This window comes from Bacillus pumilus (genome assembly GCF_038738535.1).
Lineage (GTDB): Bacteria > Bacillota > Bacilli > Bacillales > Bacillaceae > Bacillus.
In genome coordinates, this window is record NZ_CP046128.1 from 2869532 (window position 1) to 2889005 (window position 19474).

The window sequence follows — 19474 nt, forward strand, 5'->3', positions numbered from 1 at the left end:
AGCATGTGATTGTTGACATGCCGCCTTTGTATCCCGTTATAATGACGTTGAGAGGATGTGGAAGACTTTGTCGTACACCATTTATTTAGTGGAAGATGAACAAAACTTAAACGAACTTTTAACCAAATATTTAGAAAGTGAAAATTGGAATGTCTCCTCTTTTTTAACCGGAGAAGCGGCACGCCGGGCAATGAACAAGCCGCCGCATCTATGGATTTTAGATATCATGCTGCCTGATACAGATGGCTACACACTCATTAAAGAAATCAAAGCCGCATCACCTGATATACCGGTCATTTTCATTTCGGCACGCGATGCAGATATCGACCGTGTCCTCGGCTTAGAGCTGGGAAGCAGTGATTATATTGCGAAGCCATTTCTTCCGCGCGAGCTGATCATTCGGGTGCAAAAGCTGCTTGAGCTTGTGTACAAAAATAGCGATACTCCGCAGCAGAAAAGCGTCACACCCGTCTCCTCCTATGTCATTCATGAGGATGTAAGAGAGGTGTATGAAGGAGATCAGCTGATTAACTTAACTTCTAAGGAATTTGACTTGCTGCTTTTATTTACACATCATCAGGGACATGCTTTTTCTCGTGAAGATATCCTCGTCAAAATTTGGGGACACGATTACTTCGGAACAGATCGTGTGGTCGACGACCTTGTCAGACGGCTACGCAAAAAAATGCCCGACTTAAAGGTCGAGACCATCTATGGATTTGGCTATAGGATGCTAAAAGGATGAAGAACAAACCGCTCGCTTTTCAAATTTGGGTCGTCATCTCTGGTATTTTGCTCACGATCTCGATTGTCCTGATCATCCTATTTTCTAATACATTACGAAACTTTTTCACGAATGAAATTTATAAAAATATCGAAAATGAACAGCAGGTGCTCACAGAATATCCGTTGAACCGAGACGGCTCGCCAAAGTCGACACCGGAAAACCGCTCGGTGCAGCACATTCTGATTCCGTCAGATGAATTAAACCAAATGGCGCAGTTTTTCCCGCACGCCTTTATTGAGAAAATCCAAGCCTTTGTGAAAAAACAAAAAAGTGCAACGAAACGCTATTCTGAAGAGGTGAATGGCCAGCACATCTTTTTTGTCATCAAAAAAGTATCAACAGACAATACACAATATATTCTTCTGTCCTATGCACCAGACTCTTATCGAGACGACCTGTCCTTTACGCTGTTTAAACAGCTGATATTTATCCTTGGCACCGTTATTTTATTAAGCTGGATTCCATCGATTTGGCTTGCCCGCTACTTATCCCGTCCAATCGTTGCGTTTGAAAAGCACGTGAAGCGGATTGCGCAAGAGGACTGGGACGACCCTGTCATCGTTGACCGGCAAGATGAGATCGGGAAGCTTGGTCATACCATTGAAGAAATGAGACAAAAGCTCATTCAAAAGGATGAAACAGAACGGACTCTTTTGCAAAATATATCACATGACTTAAAGACACCCGTCATGGTCATCCGCGGCTATACGCAGTCGATTAAAGATGGTATTTTTCCTAAGGGAGATCTTGAACAAACGGTGGAAGTCATTGAAGGTGAAGCGGAAAAACTTGAGAAGAAAATCAAGGATTTGCTGTACTTAACAAAGCTTGATTATTTATCAAAACAACACCCCGCACATGCTTCCTTCCTACTCAGTAATACGATGCTGGAAGTGGTCGACCGAATACGCTGGTCGAAAAATGAATTGCAGTGGAACGTGGACTTAGATGATGAGGCTGCTCTTGAAGGCGATCCAGAACAATGGAGCAAATTATTTGAGAATGTACTAGAAAATCAACTCCGCTACGCAAAAAGTAAAATTGATATCCAAATGAAACAGGAAGAGGATCAAATACGCATTGTCATTCGTAACGACGGTCCTCCCATTGAAGAACATATGCTATCCAACCTATACGAACCTTTTAGTAAGGGAAAAAAGGGCGAATTCGGTATTGGATTAAGCATTGTCAAAAAAATTCTCTCCATGCATCAAGCGTCTATATCAATTGAAAATGATGATCTAGGTGTACGTTATACGATCACGGTTCCAAAGAAGAGACTGTAGGTTTTTGACCGCAGTCTTTTTTAGATGAATGAATACCCATTGAAATCACGGTATGTGGCTTTGATTTTCTTGCCAGCTTGATACATCCATTTCTTTTCAATGGTTGTCTCTTTCGGCATTTTGACTTTTTCTACTTGTATTCCTTTTGTTCGCAAGCGTCTCATCATATCATCGATTTCTCTCATGGAACATCATCCTTTCACATTTTTTGACCAGTTGGTCACCTTACTTTATAATATAAAGAATTACACTGTAAAAAACAAGTTACAATCTGATTAATTTTTGAAAACTTTCGTCGTTTATGACCGATAAGTCACATCTCTTTGCGCACGTTTCCTAAGACATTTGTCTCTCGGTAAGAAAGGATGACATTCATATTGAAAAAGAAAGAAAAAATGATCATTGAGGCCGGCATGAAATTGTTTGCCAGCAAAGGCTACAATACAACGTCTGTTCAGGAAATTGCGGATGAATGCCACATGTCAAAGGGTGCTTTTTATCTTTATTTCAAATCAAAGGAAGCACTGCTCATTTCAATCTTGCACTACTATTATGATAAGGTATTTACCCGGATTCACGAGGTTCAAACAGAGGGCGGCACACCAAAGGAAGCCTACCGCAAACAGCTCACTGTCTACTACGATAATATTTTGCAGCAAAAGGATTTTATTAAAATGCAGCTGAGCGATCGAGCACTGCCAATGAATGAAGAAACGCAGCAGCTCGCAAAACAAATCAGACTTGCCACCATTCAGCTTCACATTGATAACATTAAGCAGGTATATGGAGATGCAGCGATTCCTTATATGGCTGATCTTTGTTTGACGATTGAGGGCATGAGCCACGTTTATTTCGAGCTTGCGATTTTATATGATTTTCAGCTGGAGGCTGAGGAGCTAGCTGCAACGATGATTCACCGTATCGATGATTTGATGGGCGGTATGATGGAGCGAAATGATTTTCCGCTCATCTCTGTAGATCAAGCGAGCGATTGGTTTGGTCCTATTTACGAACGGTCATTCGACCCGCTGACAGAATCTCTTTTAAAAGAATTAAGAGAGCAGGCTGAAGCACACTATGAAGTGAAAGATGAGCCAGATTTATTTGAAGCGCTTGGCATTTTAGAAAATGAATTAAACAAACAAAAACCAAGACAAGTCATCGTAAAAGGCATGCTGTATCAATTAAAATTATACGCACCGCTCCAAACCAACTCTGAATCACTTATGCGTATTTTGAAAGAGGATCATTTGTAGAACCCAGGGCAGTCCCTGGACTTTCATTTTGTTCGATACTCTCAATGAAAAAAACCAGGGGCTGCTGCCCCTGGTTTCTTATTTTGCTTTCGGTGTCACCATTTCTTCTGGTTTCACAAACTCTTCAAACTGCTCTTCTGTTAGCAGCTCTAATTGAAGTGCTGCTTCTTTTAATGTTAAACCTTCTTTGTGAGCAAGCTTTGCAATTTTCGCTGCATTTTCATATCCGATGTGCGGGTTGAGTGCCGTCACAAGCATCAATGAATTGTTCAAGTTTTTCTCGATTGTTTCTAGATTTGGTTCGATTCCAACTGCACACTTGTCATGGAATGAGTTCATGCCGTCAGCAAGTAATTCAACTGATTGTAAGAAGTTATAAATGATGACCGGCTTAAATACGTTCAGCTCAAAGTTTCCTTGGCTAGCGGCAAAACCGATTGTTGCATCATTCCCCATGATTTGTGCTGCAATCATTGTTAAAGCTTCACTTTGAGTTGGGTTGACTTTACCTGGCATAATGGAGCTTCCTGGTTCATTTTCAGGAATGATCAATTCACCAATTCCGCAGCGCGGACCACTTGCCAGCCATCTCACATCATTGGCAATTTTCATTAAATCAGCTGCAAGTGCTTTTAGGGCACCGTGTGCATACGTAATTTCATCATGGCTTGTCAGCGCATGGAATTTGTTTGGTGAAGAATTGAATGTTTGACCTGTCAGTTGGCTGATTTCCTCAGCGACATATTGTCCGAACTCAGGATGTGCGTTAATCCCTGTACCAACAGCTGTTCCGCCAATCGCAAGCTCTCTCATTTTTTCAGTTGATTCTAGGATCATTTCTTTTGAACGATCCAGCATGTACACCCAGCCGCTAATCTCTTGACCTACTGTCAGTGGTGTTGCGTCTTGTAAGTGCGTACGGCCGATTTTAACAATCTCTTGATACGCTTTTGCTTTTTCATCAAGAGTGGCTCTTAATTGATCAATCGCCGGCAATAATTTTTTGTACACAGCTAAAACAGCTGCCACGTGCATAGCAGTTGGGAATGTGTCGTTTGAGCTTTGGCTGCGGTTGACATCATCATTCGGATGAATGCTGAACTCACTATTTTTATCTTTCAAGTAAGCAGTTGCTCTATTTGCAACAACTTCGTTCATATTCATGTTACTTTGCGTTCCACTGCCTGTCTGCCATACAACAAGCGGGAAATGCTCGTCATACTTTCCGCTGATGATGTCATCACATACAGCAGCAATTGCTTCTGCTTTTTCGCTTTCAAGGTTGCCAAGACGTTCGTTGGCAATCGCTGTGCTACGTTTCAAAATTGCAAACGCATTCACAACTTCCTTTGGCATTTTCTCAGAACCGATTTTGAAATTTTCTTTGCTTCGTTGTGTTTGTGCACCCCAGAACTTGTCCTTTGGCACCTTGATTTCGCCCATTGTATCTTTTTCGATTCTAAATTCCGTCATTATGTATCCCTCCATAGCTTCTCATCACTCAACTCTATTCTATACAAAAAACCAAAATCCTTTAAGCGTTTTCAATTAAAATTTTATCTTTATTTTAATTTTAGTTCAATATAAACGCGGACATCTTTCGAATATTTGTATTTTGGGTTCGTTTTTCCGTAATCCTTTGATGTATATGTCACTTCATAATGCTTGTCAAACGACTGTAGAATACGGTCAATCTCCTCTTTTGTTCCTGCTAAACGAATTTGCGCCATCTTGTTTCCTCCAAAACCCTCATTCTTTCTTTTACCACAAAATAATGTAACACAGAATATTGTTTTTTCAAGCAGGTAATGCTAAGAAAAAGTTATTGAGGCGGGTGATCCTTTTGAATCAGACTCCATTGAAAGAGCACTTATACGATAATCTCTCCGTCATTCTCCCGCAATTAAAGGAAATGGACGATTTGGTTCATGAGAAAAAAACGCTGCCTCACGGGCAAGTCGTTTACTATTTATACATAAAAGAAATGAACGAAAAGATGGAGATTCAAACCTTTTTGAAGCTGCTTCTCCAAGATCATACGTCTCTCACAAAAGAGAAGCTGGAATCCAATTTATCGATGATGACCACACGTTCGGTGAAGACCTCTGAACAATTGGTCGATGCGATTTTTGAAGGGCATTGCGTGGTGCTCATTAATGGATTTCAGCATGCTTATATTTTAGAAACGCATGGAACGAAGAAACGCAGTTTAGGGGATGCTACCTCTGAAACAGTCGTAAGAGGACCAAAAATTGGCTTTATTGAAGATTTAAATACGAATTTAGCGCTTGTAAGACAGCGCTTGAAAAACCCCGATCTTAAAACCGTCGATATGAAGATTGGTCTACAGAAATACACTCAGGTGACCATCATGTACATCGACGGTATCGTTCAAGTGCCTGTTTTAAAGGAAGTCAAAAAACGGCTCAAGCAAGTCACCATTGATGATATACAAGACTCTGGTGTTCTTGAGGAGCTGATTGAAGACAATGTGTATTCTCCTTTTCCACAAATTCAAAACACAGAACGGCCGGATAAAGTGGCGTCTGCTTTAAATAATGGCCGGGTCGCCATCTTTGTCGATCATTCACCTTTTGTGTTAATTGTACCTGCATCCCTTGCGACGATTATGCAATCACCCGATGATTATTATGAAAGATGGATCGCCGCCTCTCTTATTCGTTTGCTGAGATTTACCTCGATCTTTCTGACGTTATTTTTATCAGCCATTTATATTGCGCTTGTGTCGTTCCATCAAGGTCTTTTGCCAACCACTCTGGCTATTACGATCTCGAGCACAAGGGAAAATGTCCCGTTTTCACCCATTGTCGAGGCACTCATCATGGAGATAACCATTGAGCTGCTGCGGGAAGCTGGCTTAAGGCTGCCAAACCCGCTCGGTCAAACGATCGGACTTGTTGGCGGGGTTGTCATTGGACAGGCTGCCGTTCAGGCACATATTGTCAGCTCAATCATGGTGATTATCGTTAGTGTCATTGCACTTGCATCCTTTACTGTTCCTCAATATGGGATGGGCATGTCCTTTCGTGTGCTCCGCTTTGTGTCCATGTTTACTGCGGCTACCTTTGGTTTATATGGGATTGTGCTGTTTATGCTTGTACTCCTTACTCATCTCACGCGGCAAAAAAGTTTTGGCACGCCTTATTTCTCACCAGATTTTGTGTTCAGCTATAAAAACGAAGACAATTCCATTATTCGATTGCCTTTAAAAAATCAAAAGAAAGGAGAACGACATGGTCAATCATAAAGAGTCGATTACCAGCTATCAGGCAAGTGCCATTATTGCCAATACAACACTAGGCGCAAGTATGATGATTCTACCAAGATCAATGGCTCAGGCTGCGGCTACACCTGACGGCTGGATTGCACTCTTACTCGTGAGTGTCATTTACATTGTGTTTATTTTTGCAAATGTCCTCATGATGAAAAAAGTCCCCTTCTCCTCTTATTATGATTATACGAACGAGGGGCTTGGAAAATGGATTGGCGCTCTTGCCAACCTCTTGATTATTATTTATTTTCTTGGCGTCGCCAGCTATGAAGTACGAGCGATGTCGGAAATGGTGAAATTCTTTCTGCTTCAAAACACGCCTGTAGCGGTGACAATGATCAGCTTTATTATAGTTGGTTTTTATCTTGTGATTGGCGGGATTGGTGATTTAGCCAGGCTTTTTCCTTTTATTTTGATTGTGACGCTCATCATCTTATTTGTCGCTTACGGACTTAGCTTGCAAGAATTTAAGTTAGATAACCTCCGGCCCGTTTTAGGAGAGGGGTTCTCCCCTGTCTTCAATTCCTTTAATGCATCAGCCATATCGTTTGTCGGCATTGAAATGATGCTGTTTATGCCTGCTTATATGAACACGCAAAAACACACTTTTGCTTATGGAACAGTCGGCTTTTTGATTCCTGCGATTATTTATATTTTCACTTATATTCTTGTGATAGGTGCGCTGACGGTCAAAGAAACGGCGGCTTTGACTTGGCCGACCATTGCCTTATTCCAATCGTTTGATATTCAGGGGATTTTTATTGAACGAATTGAATCATTTTTGCTTATCGTTTGGCTGGTTCAGCTGTATACAAGCTTTGTCGGATATACATTTTTTGCCGCAATCGGGGTATCCAGACTGACCAAGTTTCCTAAAAAGGTAGTCGTCGCTCTAATGGGAATTGTCATTTACTTTGCAGCGATTTTCCCAAAGGATGTCGATACAGTGCGAGATTATTTAACCTATGTGAACAACCTCTTTTTCCTGCTGTTCGGCATTCTCCCGTTTCTCTTATTTATAATCGTTTTTTTCAAAAGGAGGCGGAAAACAGCATGAAAAAGAAGGCAGCTTGTGCTCTTTTGATGCTGGTTCTATTAAGTGGTTGCTGGGATAGTACAAATATTGAGGAGCTCAACATGGCGATTGGGTTTGCAGTAGATAAAGGGGACCAAGGACATAAATTAAAGGTGTCTATGCAAGTCCTCGTTCCTCAAAAGATTGATCAGGAAGCAAGCGTCAAAGACCCTACGAAAATCATTGAAACAAGCGGGGATTCTATGCATCAAATTTTCCGCACAACGGCGCTGAAAAGCCACCGCATTTTCGCCCAGCAGCTAAGGGTGTATTTGTTTTCTGAGGAGCTCATCAATGAGAATAATTTCGACCTCGTCATTAATCAATTCATTCGAGACAATGAAACGCGGAGAGGAAGCCTCGTCTTTATGACCTCTGAGAAACCTGGGGACATGCTGAAAATCAATGACGACGGACAGCCAGCCTCTTCGACCTTATACGATCTTTCAGAAAACAGAAAAACGACCATTTCCCTGTTCAAGACGGTCTCATTAGGAGATATTTCTTCTGCCATGCAAAACAATGTATCTTTTGCTCTTCCGAAAGTCAGCGTCGATCAAGGAAAATTAATACTCGACGGTGCCTCTATTATTAAGAATAGACGATTTCTCACCAATATCTCTCCGTCAGCAGTGGAGTCATATAATTTGTTAACAGGGGACGGAGAAGGCGGAGTCATACAATTTGAATATGATCACAGCCTCTACTCTTTTGAGATTTTCAAAATCAAGCACCATATCAAAACGCATAAATCAGCCAGTGGAAAATATCAATTTGATGTGTCAGTGGAGCTTGATGGGCGATTGTCTGAGGATTGGAATGAACGCGAAAACGCTTTTAATGAAAAGTATCTCAGAGAAATCGAAGGCGCTGTCAAGCGTCGATTAGAGAAAAGCGTTAAAGATTTCATCGAGGAATTACAGCATGAGATCAAAGCAGATATTTGCGGGTTTTATCAAAAGGCGAGTATTGCCTACCCAAAGGACTTTCGAAAAGAAGCAAAACATTGGGATGAGATTTTTAGTGAATCAGATATTCGTTACAAAGCAAATGTGAAAATCCGTGACTTCGGGACTAAGGGCGCAACACAATCCTGATAGAGTATGTTAAAATGGTAAGAAAAAAAGGGTGTCAATCATGAAACGAGCTTTACTTTCGGCCGGCATTCTATTTTTGATTCTAGGAATACTCCTGTTAGTCGTTGTATTCATGCAATCAAAAGAAGATTTCTTCATTGAAGCCGACAGCTTTTCGAGCACATTTTTGATCGTGATTTATTATGGACAAACCCCTGCGCTCCTTCTTATTGGAGGCGGTTTATTCGTCGGACTTTCACAGATCATTGGTTTGCAGGAGAAAAAAGCAGCAGTGGCAAAGGAGAGCGTACAGCTATTATCCGAGATGAAGAAAGCCCTAGAAGACAAATCGGCCGAGGAGCAGGAGGCTTTTCCAGTTCCTGAGCTCCATCAACTATCCGAACGTCCGATCACAGGACAGAAGGACTAATTTTACGCATGTTCTAGCAGCTTTCATTTGAAAGCTGTTTTTTTATTTTATTGAATCAGCTTATGACGATGCGCATACACAGCCGCTTGCGTCCGGTCTTCTACATCGAGTTTGGAAAGAATGTTGGTAATGTGTGTCTTCACTGTTTTAATTGTAATAAATAGTTCCTCGGCAATGACCTTATTCGATTTTCCATCCGCAATCAGCTTCAAGATTTCCATTTCTCTTGCTGTTAATGCATCATGAAGGATCGATCCATTTGAGGAATGACGGAGTTTATTCATGACCTTTCCAGCCACTTTTGATTCAAGTCTTGGTTCGCCGATACTTGCAGACCGAATGGCATCCGCAATTTCTCCTGCCTTGGATGTTTTTAATAAATAGCTTAAAGCACCTGCCTCAATCACTGGATAGACTTTATCATCGTCAATAAAGCTCGTCAGAACGATAATTCGAGCATCTTCAATTTCTTGGCAAATTCTTTTCGTTGCTTCGATGCCATCCATTCCTTCCATGACAAGATCCATTAAAATCACATCTGGCTTTAATTCAACCGCAAGCTCTACACCTTTTTGTCCATCTGACGCTTCACCAATGACTTCAATATCAGCCTGCGCCTCTAAAAAGGCAGCAAGCCCCATTCTCACCATTTCGTGATCGTCGATTAAAAGTACTCGAATCATCGAACGTTCTCTCCTTTTCCTTCATCAAAAATGGGGACCTTCACATCGATTTGTGTTCCTTTTCCCTCAAATGACATAATCTCTGCGACACCGCCTACTTCACTTGTTCTTTCACGAATCGATTCAAGTCCGTAGGAAGCTGTCTTCACATGATCTGTTTGAAAACCGATCCCATTGTCGATAATCTTCAGCTGCACCTGCCGATTTCGAATGAGCAGACGTACCGTCACCTTTGTCGCCTTTGCATGCCTGAACACATTTGACAGGGCTTCCTGTACAATTCGGAAGAGGTGATCCTCTACTCCTTTAGACAGCGGAACATCATCTTCTATTTCCCAATCAATATCAATCGGCTGCTTTGCTTGAAATTCATTTAGGAGTTCAATCAAGCCTTTTTTCAAGTCTTTTCCTTCAAGGGTGATCGGTCTTAGATGAAGCAAAAGCGCACGCATTTCATTTTGTGCATCGCCAGCCATTCGTTCGACTAGGCGCATTTGCTTTAAAATCTTTTCATCCTTTTCCTTCATGCCTTCAAGAATCGCAGAGGTCATCATCGAAATCGCAAACAACTGCTGGCTGACCGCATCATGCAGTTCTCGTGCTAGACGCTGGCGTTCTTCTGAGACGACGGATTTCTTCATTTGCACCTGCCATTCAGCCCGTTCATTCGAGAGCTTTTGCAAAGAAGCTACTTGCCCTTCAACTCGTTTCGCCATTTCATTTAATTGATCTGCCGCTAAGCCAATTTCATCGTCGCCAAGAGACGGCAGTCTGTATGCAAAGTTCCCATTTTCAAACTTTAAAATCGACTCTACAAGCTGATCGAGACGCTTCTTATGCTGATAGCCAAATACATGCGAGGCAGAAACCCCAATGACAAGACTAATGATCAGTAAAATACAAAAAAACGGAATGCCGAACCAGCGGGTAGAGAGGAGAATCATCGGATCAAGCTGATAATAAAAAAACATGGGCAGCATCGTCATGATGACAACACCAAGCGAGATCCCTACTCCAAGACGAATAGATTGCCACTGGATACCTAGATGGAGTTTCCTCATAAGTATCTCACATCCACATCTCCAATCAGTAAAGAGATGGAGATTTTCACTTTTCGTTTGCTCTCATCGTAATTGTTGGTCATCACATACACTTTACTGCCGAATCCGCTTCTTTTTTCATCAATAATTTTCATATCACCAATTGCAGCTGAAGCACTCACACATACTTCAATATCCTGCGGTACGTAAATATCCACATCTCCGATGAGCCCGCTAATCACGATCGTGCTCTCTTCTTCTGCGATAATGGCCTTTGATAAGTCGATTTTGACATCCCCGATAAACCCTGAAATCGTCAAATCACTTAATTGAAACGGCTTTTTCATCAGCCTGACTTCACCGATAAAAAAGTCATGCTCTTTGCGCGGCTTTGTCTGGCTCTTTGTTTTCTTTTGCTCGCTCTCTTTATCAAGATTGACTTTCAGTGAAGGCTTTCCATCGTCCGATGCTTCCTTTTTATCGACATCAAAAACAGGTTTATTCTTCAATAAGCGATAGCCGGCATATATCAAAAAGGCCGCAAATAAATATCCTGTGAGACTAAATGTAATATTGAGCAGGAATTTTAAAAAGAGAAAGCCGGCAAAAATATAGGAAACTGAACCGAGCCAACGTTTGGATCTTGAGTGCAGCCAATAGCCAGCCAGCGCAAAAAATACAGGCCAAAACAAATCGGCTCCGATCCCAATAATTTTGAGAAATAGATTAATACCAAAAATCACGACAATGATGCCTAAAATTTGATTCCTTGAAAAACGCAGTTGACTCGCCTCCTTCCTTTCTTCCATTCATTACCGCAGCTTTAAGTTTCCACTTGTCATTTCAATATCGACTAAGTGTGTTCCTTTTCCCCGCGTGCCTTTAAAGCCTCGCCCTTCACTATCCGCTTGATCAAAGTGATAGGAGTGATCGACACTTCCACTTGTTTTTTTCACTTGGACGTTAAAGTCTCCTTCATCCGGCAGGTTAAGTTTTGCACTGCCTGATGTCATATGGAAGGAGACAGGTGATGCAATGGTATCAAAACTTGCCGTTAATCTACCGCTTGTCATGCCTAGTTGCAGCTCCCCTTTGACATCTTTAATATCGGCACGTCCCGAGGTTGCCCCAATATCACTATTTTTCGCATCGATTTGAGACACGGAGAGTCTGCCCGATGTCGCTTTGATTTCTACATTTTTTGCTGAAAAATTCTCGGCTTTGAGGTTTCCGCTTGTTGATTTGAGCGTCACATCTTGAAGAGACAGCTTCCCTTCACCATCCACCTCACTGACCCCGCTTCCACCTGTAATCTTCACATTTTTATGATAATCTGTTGGAATTTTGACTAAGAGCTCTCCTTTTTCAAATGAGGAGAAAAATAAGAATCCTTTATTTTCAGCACGGACGTTGAATGTACTGCCTGTTTGGTCCGCATACATTTTCCCTTTTCCATTAACGACAATCACGGAAATATCGGAACGATTTTCAGGCTTTACCTTCACGCGAAACCCAGAAAGAGAGATATCTAATTGATCAATTTCATCTTTTTTCGCTGAAGCTGTTGTGACTGCTTTTTCACGGGAGAAACTCAAATGAAAGAGATCTTCATTTTTGAAAAGCATCCCAATCATTAAAAAGACACCTACAAGTATACAAATTAGACCGATTAACCGCTTCATTCGTACCATCCTTTTATCTTCTGACCTTTTCATTATAAGGAAAAGCGAAACAGAAAGAAATCAAATATCGGAAGAAAAATCCTGCTTTTCTTCCGATCTGACATCGATTCCTTAGTTTGCTTGCTGCTCAGGCTTCTTCTCCAGCTTGAGCTTCTGCCATTCTTTTTCAACCTCATCCGCATAGTCTAGATGAGCATATGCTCCTTGATCGGCAAATTGTGCATAGCTGCCCGCTTTTGTCTCCATTTCTTCGATACGGTTCTCCATTCGAAGAAATTCCTTATATGCACTTTCACTATCTACTTTGTTCATGGATTCGTTCATATGCTGCTTTGCCTGTGCAGCATTTGCTCTTGCAATCAGAGCCTGCTTCTTGTCTTTAATATCACGCAGCTTCGTTTCTAACTGCTGCAATTGCTCTTTCAGCTCTTTCAATTGTTTCACAGAGTGCTGATAAGCTTCCTGATATTCCTGGTGCTTTTCTTCAAAATACTTCATTTCTGTGAGCGCTTTTCGTGCTAATTCTTCTTCTCCTGCATGAAATGCCAGCTCAGCCTGCTTCTTTCTTTTATCAGCAAATGCTTCTGTCTCTTCTGCTTTGTGCAGGAAGCCTTGTTGAATCGTTTGCTGTTTGATGATCGCATGTTTCGCTTTGGCAATATCGTCCTCCATATCACGAACGTACTGATTCAGCATGACACGCGGATTCTCCAATTTATCTAAGCCTTCATTGACCGTTGCAACAAACATATCTCTTACTCTTCTGAATACCATTTGATATTCCTCCTCTTATTTTTTCTTTAAAAAGTCTTCCCATTCTTGATCAAATGACGTGTGAATAGGTTCTTCCATTTTCGGTGCCGTGTTTGGCTCCATATATGATCTGCTTGATGATTCTTTTGCCTGTTCACCATTGATCATTGTCCAGCCGAAGTAGAGAAGCCCTCCAGCCAATGCGATTCCAAGGATAAATGGCAGAGATTGCACAACAATCAGTACACCAATGACCGCTAGAATGACACCGAAGGTTTGACTGCCTTTCTCATATTTCTTTACACCTACATAGATGAGCCACGCCCCAATCAGAATCGGGATCAGCCCTCCTAGTGAACCACCGAAGAAGATGGATAGACCGACAAACATTAAAATCGAACCGATGATGGTTTTACTTGTTATTTTCATCTTCATGCCTCCTTTCTTGCTCCTTGCTTTTACTTTAGTCAAAAAAGAGAGCTGGCAAAACGTGTCGCAGATTGATCTTTCATTGCGACCAGAGTCGTAACTTCACTCAGACTAAGCGATAGAACCCAATAAAAAAGCACTCTTCTCATTCGAAGAGTGCTTTTCTTTATTTAGACCGAAACACGTCTGCGCTTCGTTCATATTCAACATCAGCTTCACCGAGCCGATGATTCACGACTCGTGCGGCTGCAAATAAATAGTCGGATAGACGGTTCACATAGGTGAGTGTAACCGGTGGAATCTCCTCCTGCTTCGCAAGCGTCACAATATGCCTCTCTGCTCTTCTGACGACTGTCCGCGCCACATGTAAGAGAGCAGCGCCTTCCTGGCCGCCCGGCAAAATAAACTTTGTGAGAGGCGTGGCTTCTTCTACATAGACATCCATTCTTTGTTCAAGGACTGCTACAGAAGCATCAGTTAATTTGCCTTCTTTCCGTGGTTTGACTGCTGCCAAATCACCGCCGCAGTCAAAGAGCTCGTGCTGTATCACAATCAGCTCTGACAAAATGTCTTGAAACAATTCGCCATGCTGACGTAAATTTGCATGTGCGAGTCCAATGAAGCTATTCGCCTCATCTAACGTGCCGTATGCCTCTACTCTCACATCATCCTTATCGGCTCTCCCGCCGATCAAGCCTGTTTGACCTTGATCCCCTGTTTTTGTATAAAGTTTCATCGGTTTTCCTCCTAGTCTATTGCTTTGTCCTTTTAGTATAACCTGAAGTGGAAATGATGTATTTGTTTAACTAAAGCACTGTGATTTTCATCGCATCATAAACAAAAAAAGCGAACCCCTTGGTTCACTTTTGAATGGCATTCAGTGTATAAAGAAGACGGTGCACTTTCTGCCTTAATCTTTCGTGTAAATGCTTATCATCTTCTGTTTCTTTCATATTGGCAGCAGCGATACAAAGATGATGAATGGACATGCTCGTCTCCTGTTTAATCATGTGGGCAAGCTGCCCCATGAGCTGAACAGACGATCCGTCTGATAAAGATTCTTTCAGTACAAGCCAAATGGTCAGCTCTTCTTGATGACGCATGCCGTAAAGCACCATGTCGTTTTCTGTGTCTTCAGCAGCAAATTGGTTTGGTCCACTCGGTTGGTCGTAAAACAATATTCCTTCACAATCATCCAGCTCGTCACGAAGTATCTCAGTTCCTGTTCTGAGAGATCTTTTCCAAAAGAAGCCGCCCCTTTTCTGATGTGAGGAAAGGACGCGGAGCGGCTGTTTGAGGGAAAACGTCATTCCTTCTGAGCCATACGTTTTCCAGCCATCCGCTAACTTTGTATTTGATGCTATAGAAGCCCCCGCAGGCTCAATGATCAGCTGAGGGTTTGCTCTTCGCGGGTGTTGGAGCGGCGTTACCTCTGTTTCATACACACGGTTGATTCGCTCAGGCGTCAAGACGTGATGCGGCAGTCCTATCATTTCCGTCTTTCCTTCATCAAGCAGCAGCAGCCGGTCACAATATAAACTGGCGATGTTCACATCATGAAACACGCCGATCACCGTCAGCCTAGAGGAAGTGGTCTCTTCTTTAATTAAATCAAGCAAGTCTTTTTGATAGGCCAAATCAAGAAAACTGGTTGGTTCATCCAGCAATAAATATTCAGGCTGCTGGGCTAATGCCTGTGCCAAGTACACACGCTGCTGTTCTCCCCCGCTCAACTCATGAATGGATTGATCCTTAAATTGTGCAACATCCGTTTGTTCCATTACTTTGTTTACGACCTGCATATCTTCTCGCGTAACAGATTGCAGCCATCCTTTTTGATATGGGTAACGACCGAATTGAACTGTTTCTTCCACTGTAAATGAGAAGGCTTGGTCCGTTTTCTGCGGTAGAACAGCCATTTTTTGCGCAAGCGCCTTTGGACGGTAGGATTGAACCAGTTGGCCGCTCAGGCGTACCTCGCCACTGTCAGGTGCCAGCATCCCAGAAATCATTTTAAGCAAGGTCGACTTACCGCTCCCATTTGGACCAAGTATACCGAGAAATTCTCCTTGCTTTACCTCAAGGCTGATGCCACGTATGACCTCTTTCTCTCCATATCCACCTCTGATTTCCTTCACTTGAATCATAGATGCGTCCCTCCTCTATATTTACGGATGAGGATGATGCCGAATACAGGGGCACCAATTAACGCAGTAATGATGCCAATCGGTAATTCAGTCGGTTCAATGATCGTACGGGATAACACATCTGCTAAAACGAGAAAGGAAGCGCCGTTCAGCATAGACAAAGGCAGGAGGTGCCGGTGGTCTGTGATGGCTAAGAGGCGAATAAAATGCGGAATCACAAGTCCCACAAATCCGATCGTCCCTGACACCGCTACCGCACTACCAGTCAGAATCGAGCCAGCAAGCAGCACTATATATTTGCTCCTTCTCACATGAACACCTAATAGCTTTGCCTTCTCCTCGCCATACGTCATGACATTCAAATCTCGTCCCATCAGCATTAATGCAAAGGTCCCGACAAGAAAGAAAGGAAGGAAAAGCGCAATATAGCGCCAGCCCCTCATGGACACACTGCCGAGTAGCCAATGAATAATCTCTTTTAGATCATCACCTGTTAAAGCAATCATCAATGATATAAGCGCACCCAAAAAAGAGCTGAAAATCACCCCTGTTAAAATTAAAGAAGAGATGCTCATCCCCCGATGAACAAGACGCGCAAAAAAGAGGACGAGACATAGGGTCACAAGCGCTGTTGCCATACTGAAAAAAGGCAGTGTGAAACTGCCGAGCAAAGGGAGCTGCAAGCTGAAAAATAGTGTGGCGACGGCTCCAACTGATGCCCCTTGAGATACACCCAGCGTATATGGGTCAGCAAGGGGATTTTTTAATAAACCTTGAAAGGCTGCACCTGATAACGACAGCGCTGCTCCGACTAGTGCCGCTAATATCACTCTCGGCAGCCGGATATTCATCATAATATTGCGATCAATTGAATCTATTGTGCCAATCTGCACCCCGAATAGTTCATGAACAAATATACGGAGAATAGAAGGAATGGGAATCCCTAAGCTTCCAAAGGAGATTCCCATTCCAATGCTCACCACAAGAAGTAAAACACTTAGTGTGTATGCGATGATGAATTTATTTGAACGTGTCAGGATAGATGCTTTTCGCAAGAGCCTCGACTCCTTCAACCAATCGCGGTCCCGGTCTTGATGCGAGATCCGTATTCAATTGAAAGACTTGTTTTTCCTTCACTGCTTTGATCGCATTCCAGCCGTCTCTCTTTTTCAGATCAGCTAAGCTGGAACCATCAATTGTGACGATCACATCAGGATTTCGTTTGATAATCGCTTCTTCTGTCATTTGCACCCAGCCAGTTTGATCGCCAGCAGCATTTTTCGCATGGATAACAGAAAGCATTTCGTCCATAAATGTATTTGTACCTGTTGTATAGATTTCAGGCGCACCTGATACTTCGACAAAGACTGTTTTTTGTTCGTCTTTGGAGATCGCCTCTGCTTGTTTCTTGATGTCATTCAATTTTGTTTTCATCTCATCTACAAGCTTTGTTGATGCTTCTTTTACACCTGTTGCTTCACCGATCATATTGATCGATTTGTACACATCCTTAAAGGAGGTGGCATCATTTACAGTCAGTACTTGAATTCCTGCATCTTCAAGCTGTTTAAATCCATCTTTTGATCCCATCTGCGATGCATGAGCTAATACTAGATCAGGCTTTAAGGAAATGACCTTCTCGACATTGAATTCAAGTCCGCCAATCTTCTCTACCTTTTCAACTTCCTTTGGATAATTGTCAAAATCTGATCGTCCAACCATTTTATCGCCAAGACCAAGCGCATAGGCAACCTCTGTATTACTTGGAATTAATGAAACAATACGCTTAGGCTGCTCTTTGATTTCGACTGTTTTACCAGCTGCATCTTTAATCGAGACAGGAAATGCCGCAGCCGCTGTTTCGTTATTTTGTGAACTCTTTGCTTTATGATCTGTCTCAGCACCTGTACATCCTGCTAAAACACCCATCACAAGCAATAGCGATAGCCAAATGGCCGTTAACTTTTTCATGAATGAACCCCCTGGTTTATGTACTGCTTGACGACATCTCTTCCGTCAATTCTTTTCTAATTTCGGGAATATTATACTACAGTGCAGATAGGTTGTATATGTGATTTCTAAAAGCGTCTTTTTCGTTCTTACTAAAAGAAAAACAGCCTCCGAAAAGACTGTTTTTCACTCATCTATCAATTGATTTGTTCCCCATTGATGACGACTTTCTGAAAAGAAGGAGATACTGCATGCTCCAAAGAAAGTGGATACGTCACATGATCTATGACACAATTTTTCATATTGAAGTGTGTAACGGGGGAATGTGAGTAGGCGGCTATTTTCACACCATATCGTCCGCCGCTGCTTTTCAATCCTTCTACTTCAATATGACGCACAACAGGACGATGTGGACCCGCATCCCCTTCCTCATACATCATGTCGATACAGACCACTTCATGCTTTAAGCTTTTGACTGTGTTGTTTTTAAAGTAAATATGTTCAATGGTACCGCCTCTGACAGAGTTGGTTTTAATACGCAGTGCCCGGTCAAGGTTCGGACTATCCATTACATTATTCTCTGCATATACATACCTGACCCCGCCAGAGATTTCACTCCCGATCGTCACTCCGCCGTGTCCATCACGCATCTCATTTCTACGAATGACAATGTTTTCAGATGAAACCCCTATTCTCCGCCCGTCCTCGTTTCTGCCAGATTTGATGGCAATACAATCGTCTCCATTATCAAAATAACAATCTTCAATGAGCACATTCCGGCAAGACTCCGGATTAACACCATCTGTATTTGGTCCATGCCCGATGATATGGACTCCACGGACGATGACATTTTCACTTAGCACAGGATGAATTTGCCACATCGGTGAATCCTTCACTGTCACTCCTTCAATGAGAACTTGCTGGCATTGGTAGGGCTGGATAAAGCTTGACCTTAAATAATGGCCTTCTCCAAACACTCTTTCTTCTACTGGTATCCTCTTTTCAGCCATTTCAAATAGAAGCTGCCGATCCCGGTCCTGAGACGGCTGGCCATTCGTGCCATACTTCCAAGGCCACCAATGATGTTCATCCCCTCTGCCATCAAGCGTTCCAGCTCCTGTGATGGCGATATTTTCTGCATGGTGTGCATAAATGAGAGGTGAATAATTATAAAGCTCAATCCCTTCATATCTTGTCAGTACAATCGGCAGATAATCCTTTGGATCTTGGCTGAATGCCACATAGGCTTTCTCATGCAAATGCAGCTCTACATGACTCTTCAATTCTAGAGCACCTGTCACAAACGTCCCTTCTGGAATCAGCACACGTCCCCCTTTCAAACGGTGCGCATCATCAATCGCAGACTGGATAGCATCTGTTGAAAGCTCTATCCCTTTCCCATCTGCACCATAATGAACCACATTAAATTCACGATCAGGGAACAGCGGCGCTTTTATCTGCTTTAACACTTGATCGATTCCGTTTGCTTTTTTGTCTTTCTTCTCTTGCCTTGCTAAACGCGTGAGTCCGATTCCTGTGAGTACCGTTCCTGCTGTGATATACATCAAATCCCGCATTTTAAACACGT

At 42.4% G+C, this 19474-nt stretch carries 21 protein-coding genes; 7 read left to right on the forward strand and 14 right to left on the reverse strand.

Features of this window, described 5'->3' with window-relative positions; translation table 11 throughout:
• Window positions 1-67 precede the first annotated feature (67 nt).
• The gene (locus GKC25_RS14720; RefSeq protein WP_034659928.1) at window positions 68-745 is read left to right on the forward strand and encodes a response regulator transcription factor; all 678 of its coding nucleotides are present in this window, start codon (window positions 68-70) and stop codon (window positions 743-745) included.
• Window positions 742-2073 (forward strand): sensor histidine kinase, encoded by a 1332-nt coding sequence (locus tag GKC25_RS14725; protein ID WP_034659929.1) that lies wholly within the window; start codon window positions 742-744, stop codon window positions 2071-2073. Before GKC25_RS14720 ends, GKC25_RS14725 begins: the two co-directional genes overlap by 4 nt.
• 20 nt (window positions 2074-2093) lie before the next feature.
• Here the strand turns inward: GKC25_RS14725 and spxO are convergent, their stop codons facing one another.
• Window positions 2094-2258 (reverse strand): anti-adapter protein SpxO, encoded by a 165-nt coding sequence (gene spxO / locus GKC25_RS14730; RefSeq protein WP_095285802.1) that lies wholly within the window; start codon window positions 2256-2258, stop codon window positions 2094-2096.
• Window positions 2259-2450: 192 nt separating this feature from the next.
• Here spxO and GKC25_RS14735 point away from each other — a divergent pair, with 192 nt between their 5' ends.
• Window positions 2451-3329 carry a TetR/AcrR family transcriptional regulator gene (locus tag GKC25_RS14735; RefSeq protein ID WP_034659930.1) on the forward strand — a complete coding sequence of 293 codons (879 nt, stop codon included), beginning with the start codon at window positions 2451-2453 and terminating at the stop codon, window positions 3327-3329.
• Window positions 3330-3407: 78 nt separating this feature from the next.
• Here GKC25_RS14735 and fumC read toward each other — a convergent pair whose 3' ends face one another.
• Window positions 3408-4802 (reverse strand): class II fumarate hydratase, encoded by a 1395-nt coding sequence (gene fumC / locus GKC25_RS14740; protein WP_034659931.1) that lies wholly within the window; start codon window positions 4800-4802, stop codon window positions 3408-3410.
• Window positions 4803-4891: 89 nt separating this feature from the next.
• Entirely contained in the window at window positions 4892-5059 is a 168-nt protein-coding gene (locus GKC25_RS14745; RefSeq protein ID WP_003213147.1) for a YvzF family protein, read from the reverse strand.
• Between the two features lie 113 nt (window positions 5060-5172).
• Between GKC25_RS14745 and GKC25_RS14750 the strand changes: the two genes are divergently transcribed.
• Genes GKC25_RS14750 through GKC25_RS14765 form a run of 4 tightly spaced genes read left to right on the forward strand, consistent with a single transcriptional unit; the run spans window position 5173 to window position 9202 of the window.
• Complete coding sequence (locus GKC25_RS14750; protein WP_034659932.1) at window positions 5173-6597, forward strand: spore germination protein; 1425 nt, start codon at window positions 5173-5175, stop codon at window positions 6595-6597.
• Window positions 6584-7678 carry a GerAB/ArcD/ProY family transporter gene (locus tag GKC25_RS14755; RefSeq protein WP_034659933.1) on the forward strand — a complete coding sequence of 365 codons (1095 nt, stop codon included), beginning with the start codon at window positions 6584-6586 and terminating at the stop codon, window positions 7676-7678. The genes GKC25_RS14750 and GKC25_RS14755 overlap by 14 nt, the downstream gene beginning before the upstream one ends.
• On the forward strand, window positions 7675-8793 hold the full coding sequence (locus GKC25_RS14760; protein ID WP_187704147.1) for a Ger(x)C family spore germination protein: 1119 nt from the start codon (window positions 7675-7677) through the stop codon (window positions 8791-8793). The genes GKC25_RS14755 and GKC25_RS14760 overlap by 4 nt, the downstream gene beginning before the upstream one ends.
• A 40-nt stretch (window positions 8794-8833) precedes the next feature.
• On the forward strand, window positions 8834-9202 hold the full coding sequence (locus tag GKC25_RS14765) for a hypothetical protein (RefSeq protein WP_034659936.1): 369 nt from the start codon (window positions 8834-8836) through the stop codon (window positions 9200-9202).
• Window positions 9203-9249: 47 nt separating this feature from the next.
• Here the strand turns inward: GKC25_RS14765 and GKC25_RS14770 are convergent, their stop codons facing one another.
• The 11 genes from GKC25_RS14770 to GKC25_RS14820 all read right to left on the reverse strand — a co-directional run bounded on the left by GKC25_RS14770 (window position 9250) and on the right by GKC25_RS14820 (window position 19472).
• Window positions 9250-9885 (reverse strand): response regulator, encoded by a 636-nt coding sequence (locus GKC25_RS14770; protein WP_034659937.1) that lies wholly within the window; start codon window positions 9883-9885, stop codon window positions 9250-9252.
• Entirely contained in the window at window positions 9882-10946 is a 1065-nt protein-coding gene (gene liaS / locus GKC25_RS14775) for a two-component system sensor histidine kinase LiaS (protein WP_034659938.1), read from the reverse strand. Before liaS ends, GKC25_RS14770 begins: the two co-directional genes overlap by 4 nt.
• Entirely contained in the window at window positions 10943-11734 is a 792-nt protein-coding gene (gene liaF / locus GKC25_RS14780) for a cell wall-active antibiotics response protein LiaF (RefSeq protein WP_187704148.1), read from the reverse strand. Before liaF ends, liaS begins: the two co-directional genes overlap by 4 nt.
• A 3-nt stretch (window positions 11735-11737) precedes the next feature.
• Window positions 11738-12607, reverse strand: coding sequence for a LiaG family protein (gene liaG / locus GKC25_RS14785; RefSeq protein ID WP_034659940.1), 870 nt, complete (start codon window positions 12605-12607; stop codon window positions 11738-11740).
• A gap of 111 nt (window positions 12608-12718) precedes the next feature.
• The gene (gene liaH, locus GKC25_RS14790; protein ID WP_034659941.1) at window positions 12719-13381 is read right to left on the reverse strand and encodes a stress responsive protein LiaH; all 663 of its coding nucleotides are present in this window, start codon (window positions 13379-13381) and stop codon (window positions 12719-12721) included.
• Window positions 13382-13396: 15 nt separating this feature from the next.
• Window positions 13397-13789 (reverse strand): membrane protein, encoded by a 393-nt coding sequence (locus GKC25_RS14795; protein WP_034659942.1) that lies wholly within the window; start codon window positions 13787-13789, stop codon window positions 13397-13399.
• Window positions 13790-13955: 166 nt separating this feature from the next.
• Window positions 13956-14525 carry a cob(I)yrinic acid a,c-diamide adenosyltransferase gene (locus GKC25_RS14800; protein ID WP_034659943.1) on the reverse strand — a complete coding sequence of 190 codons (570 nt, stop codon included), beginning with the start codon at window positions 14523-14525 and terminating at the stop codon, window positions 13956-13958.
• Between the two features lie 124 nt (window positions 14526-14649).
• Window positions 14650-15936, reverse strand: coding sequence for a heme ABC transporter ATP-binding protein (locus GKC25_RS14805; protein ID WP_187704149.1), 1287 nt, complete (start codon window positions 15934-15936; stop codon window positions 14650-14652).
• Window positions 15933-16991: a FecCD family ABC transporter permease gene (locus GKC25_RS14810; RefSeq protein WP_187704150.1), complete on the reverse strand. Its 1059-nt coding sequence runs from the start codon at window positions 16989-16991 to the stop codon at window positions 15933-15935. Before GKC25_RS14810 ends, GKC25_RS14805 begins: the two co-directional genes overlap by 4 nt.
• The gene (locus GKC25_RS14815) at window positions 16957-17907 is read right to left on the reverse strand and encodes an ABC transporter substrate-binding protein (RefSeq protein WP_187704151.1); all 951 of its coding nucleotides are present in this window, start codon (window positions 17905-17907) and stop codon (window positions 16957-16959) included. Before GKC25_RS14815 ends, GKC25_RS14810 begins: the two co-directional genes overlap by 35 nt.
• A gap of 176 nt (window positions 17908-18083) precedes the next feature.
• Window positions 18084-19472 (reverse strand): glycoside hydrolase family 28 protein, encoded by a 1389-nt coding sequence (locus tag GKC25_RS14820; RefSeq protein WP_034660694.1) that lies wholly within the window; start codon window positions 19470-19472, stop codon window positions 18084-18086.
• Between the last annotated feature and the right edge of the window lie 2 nt (window positions 19473-19474).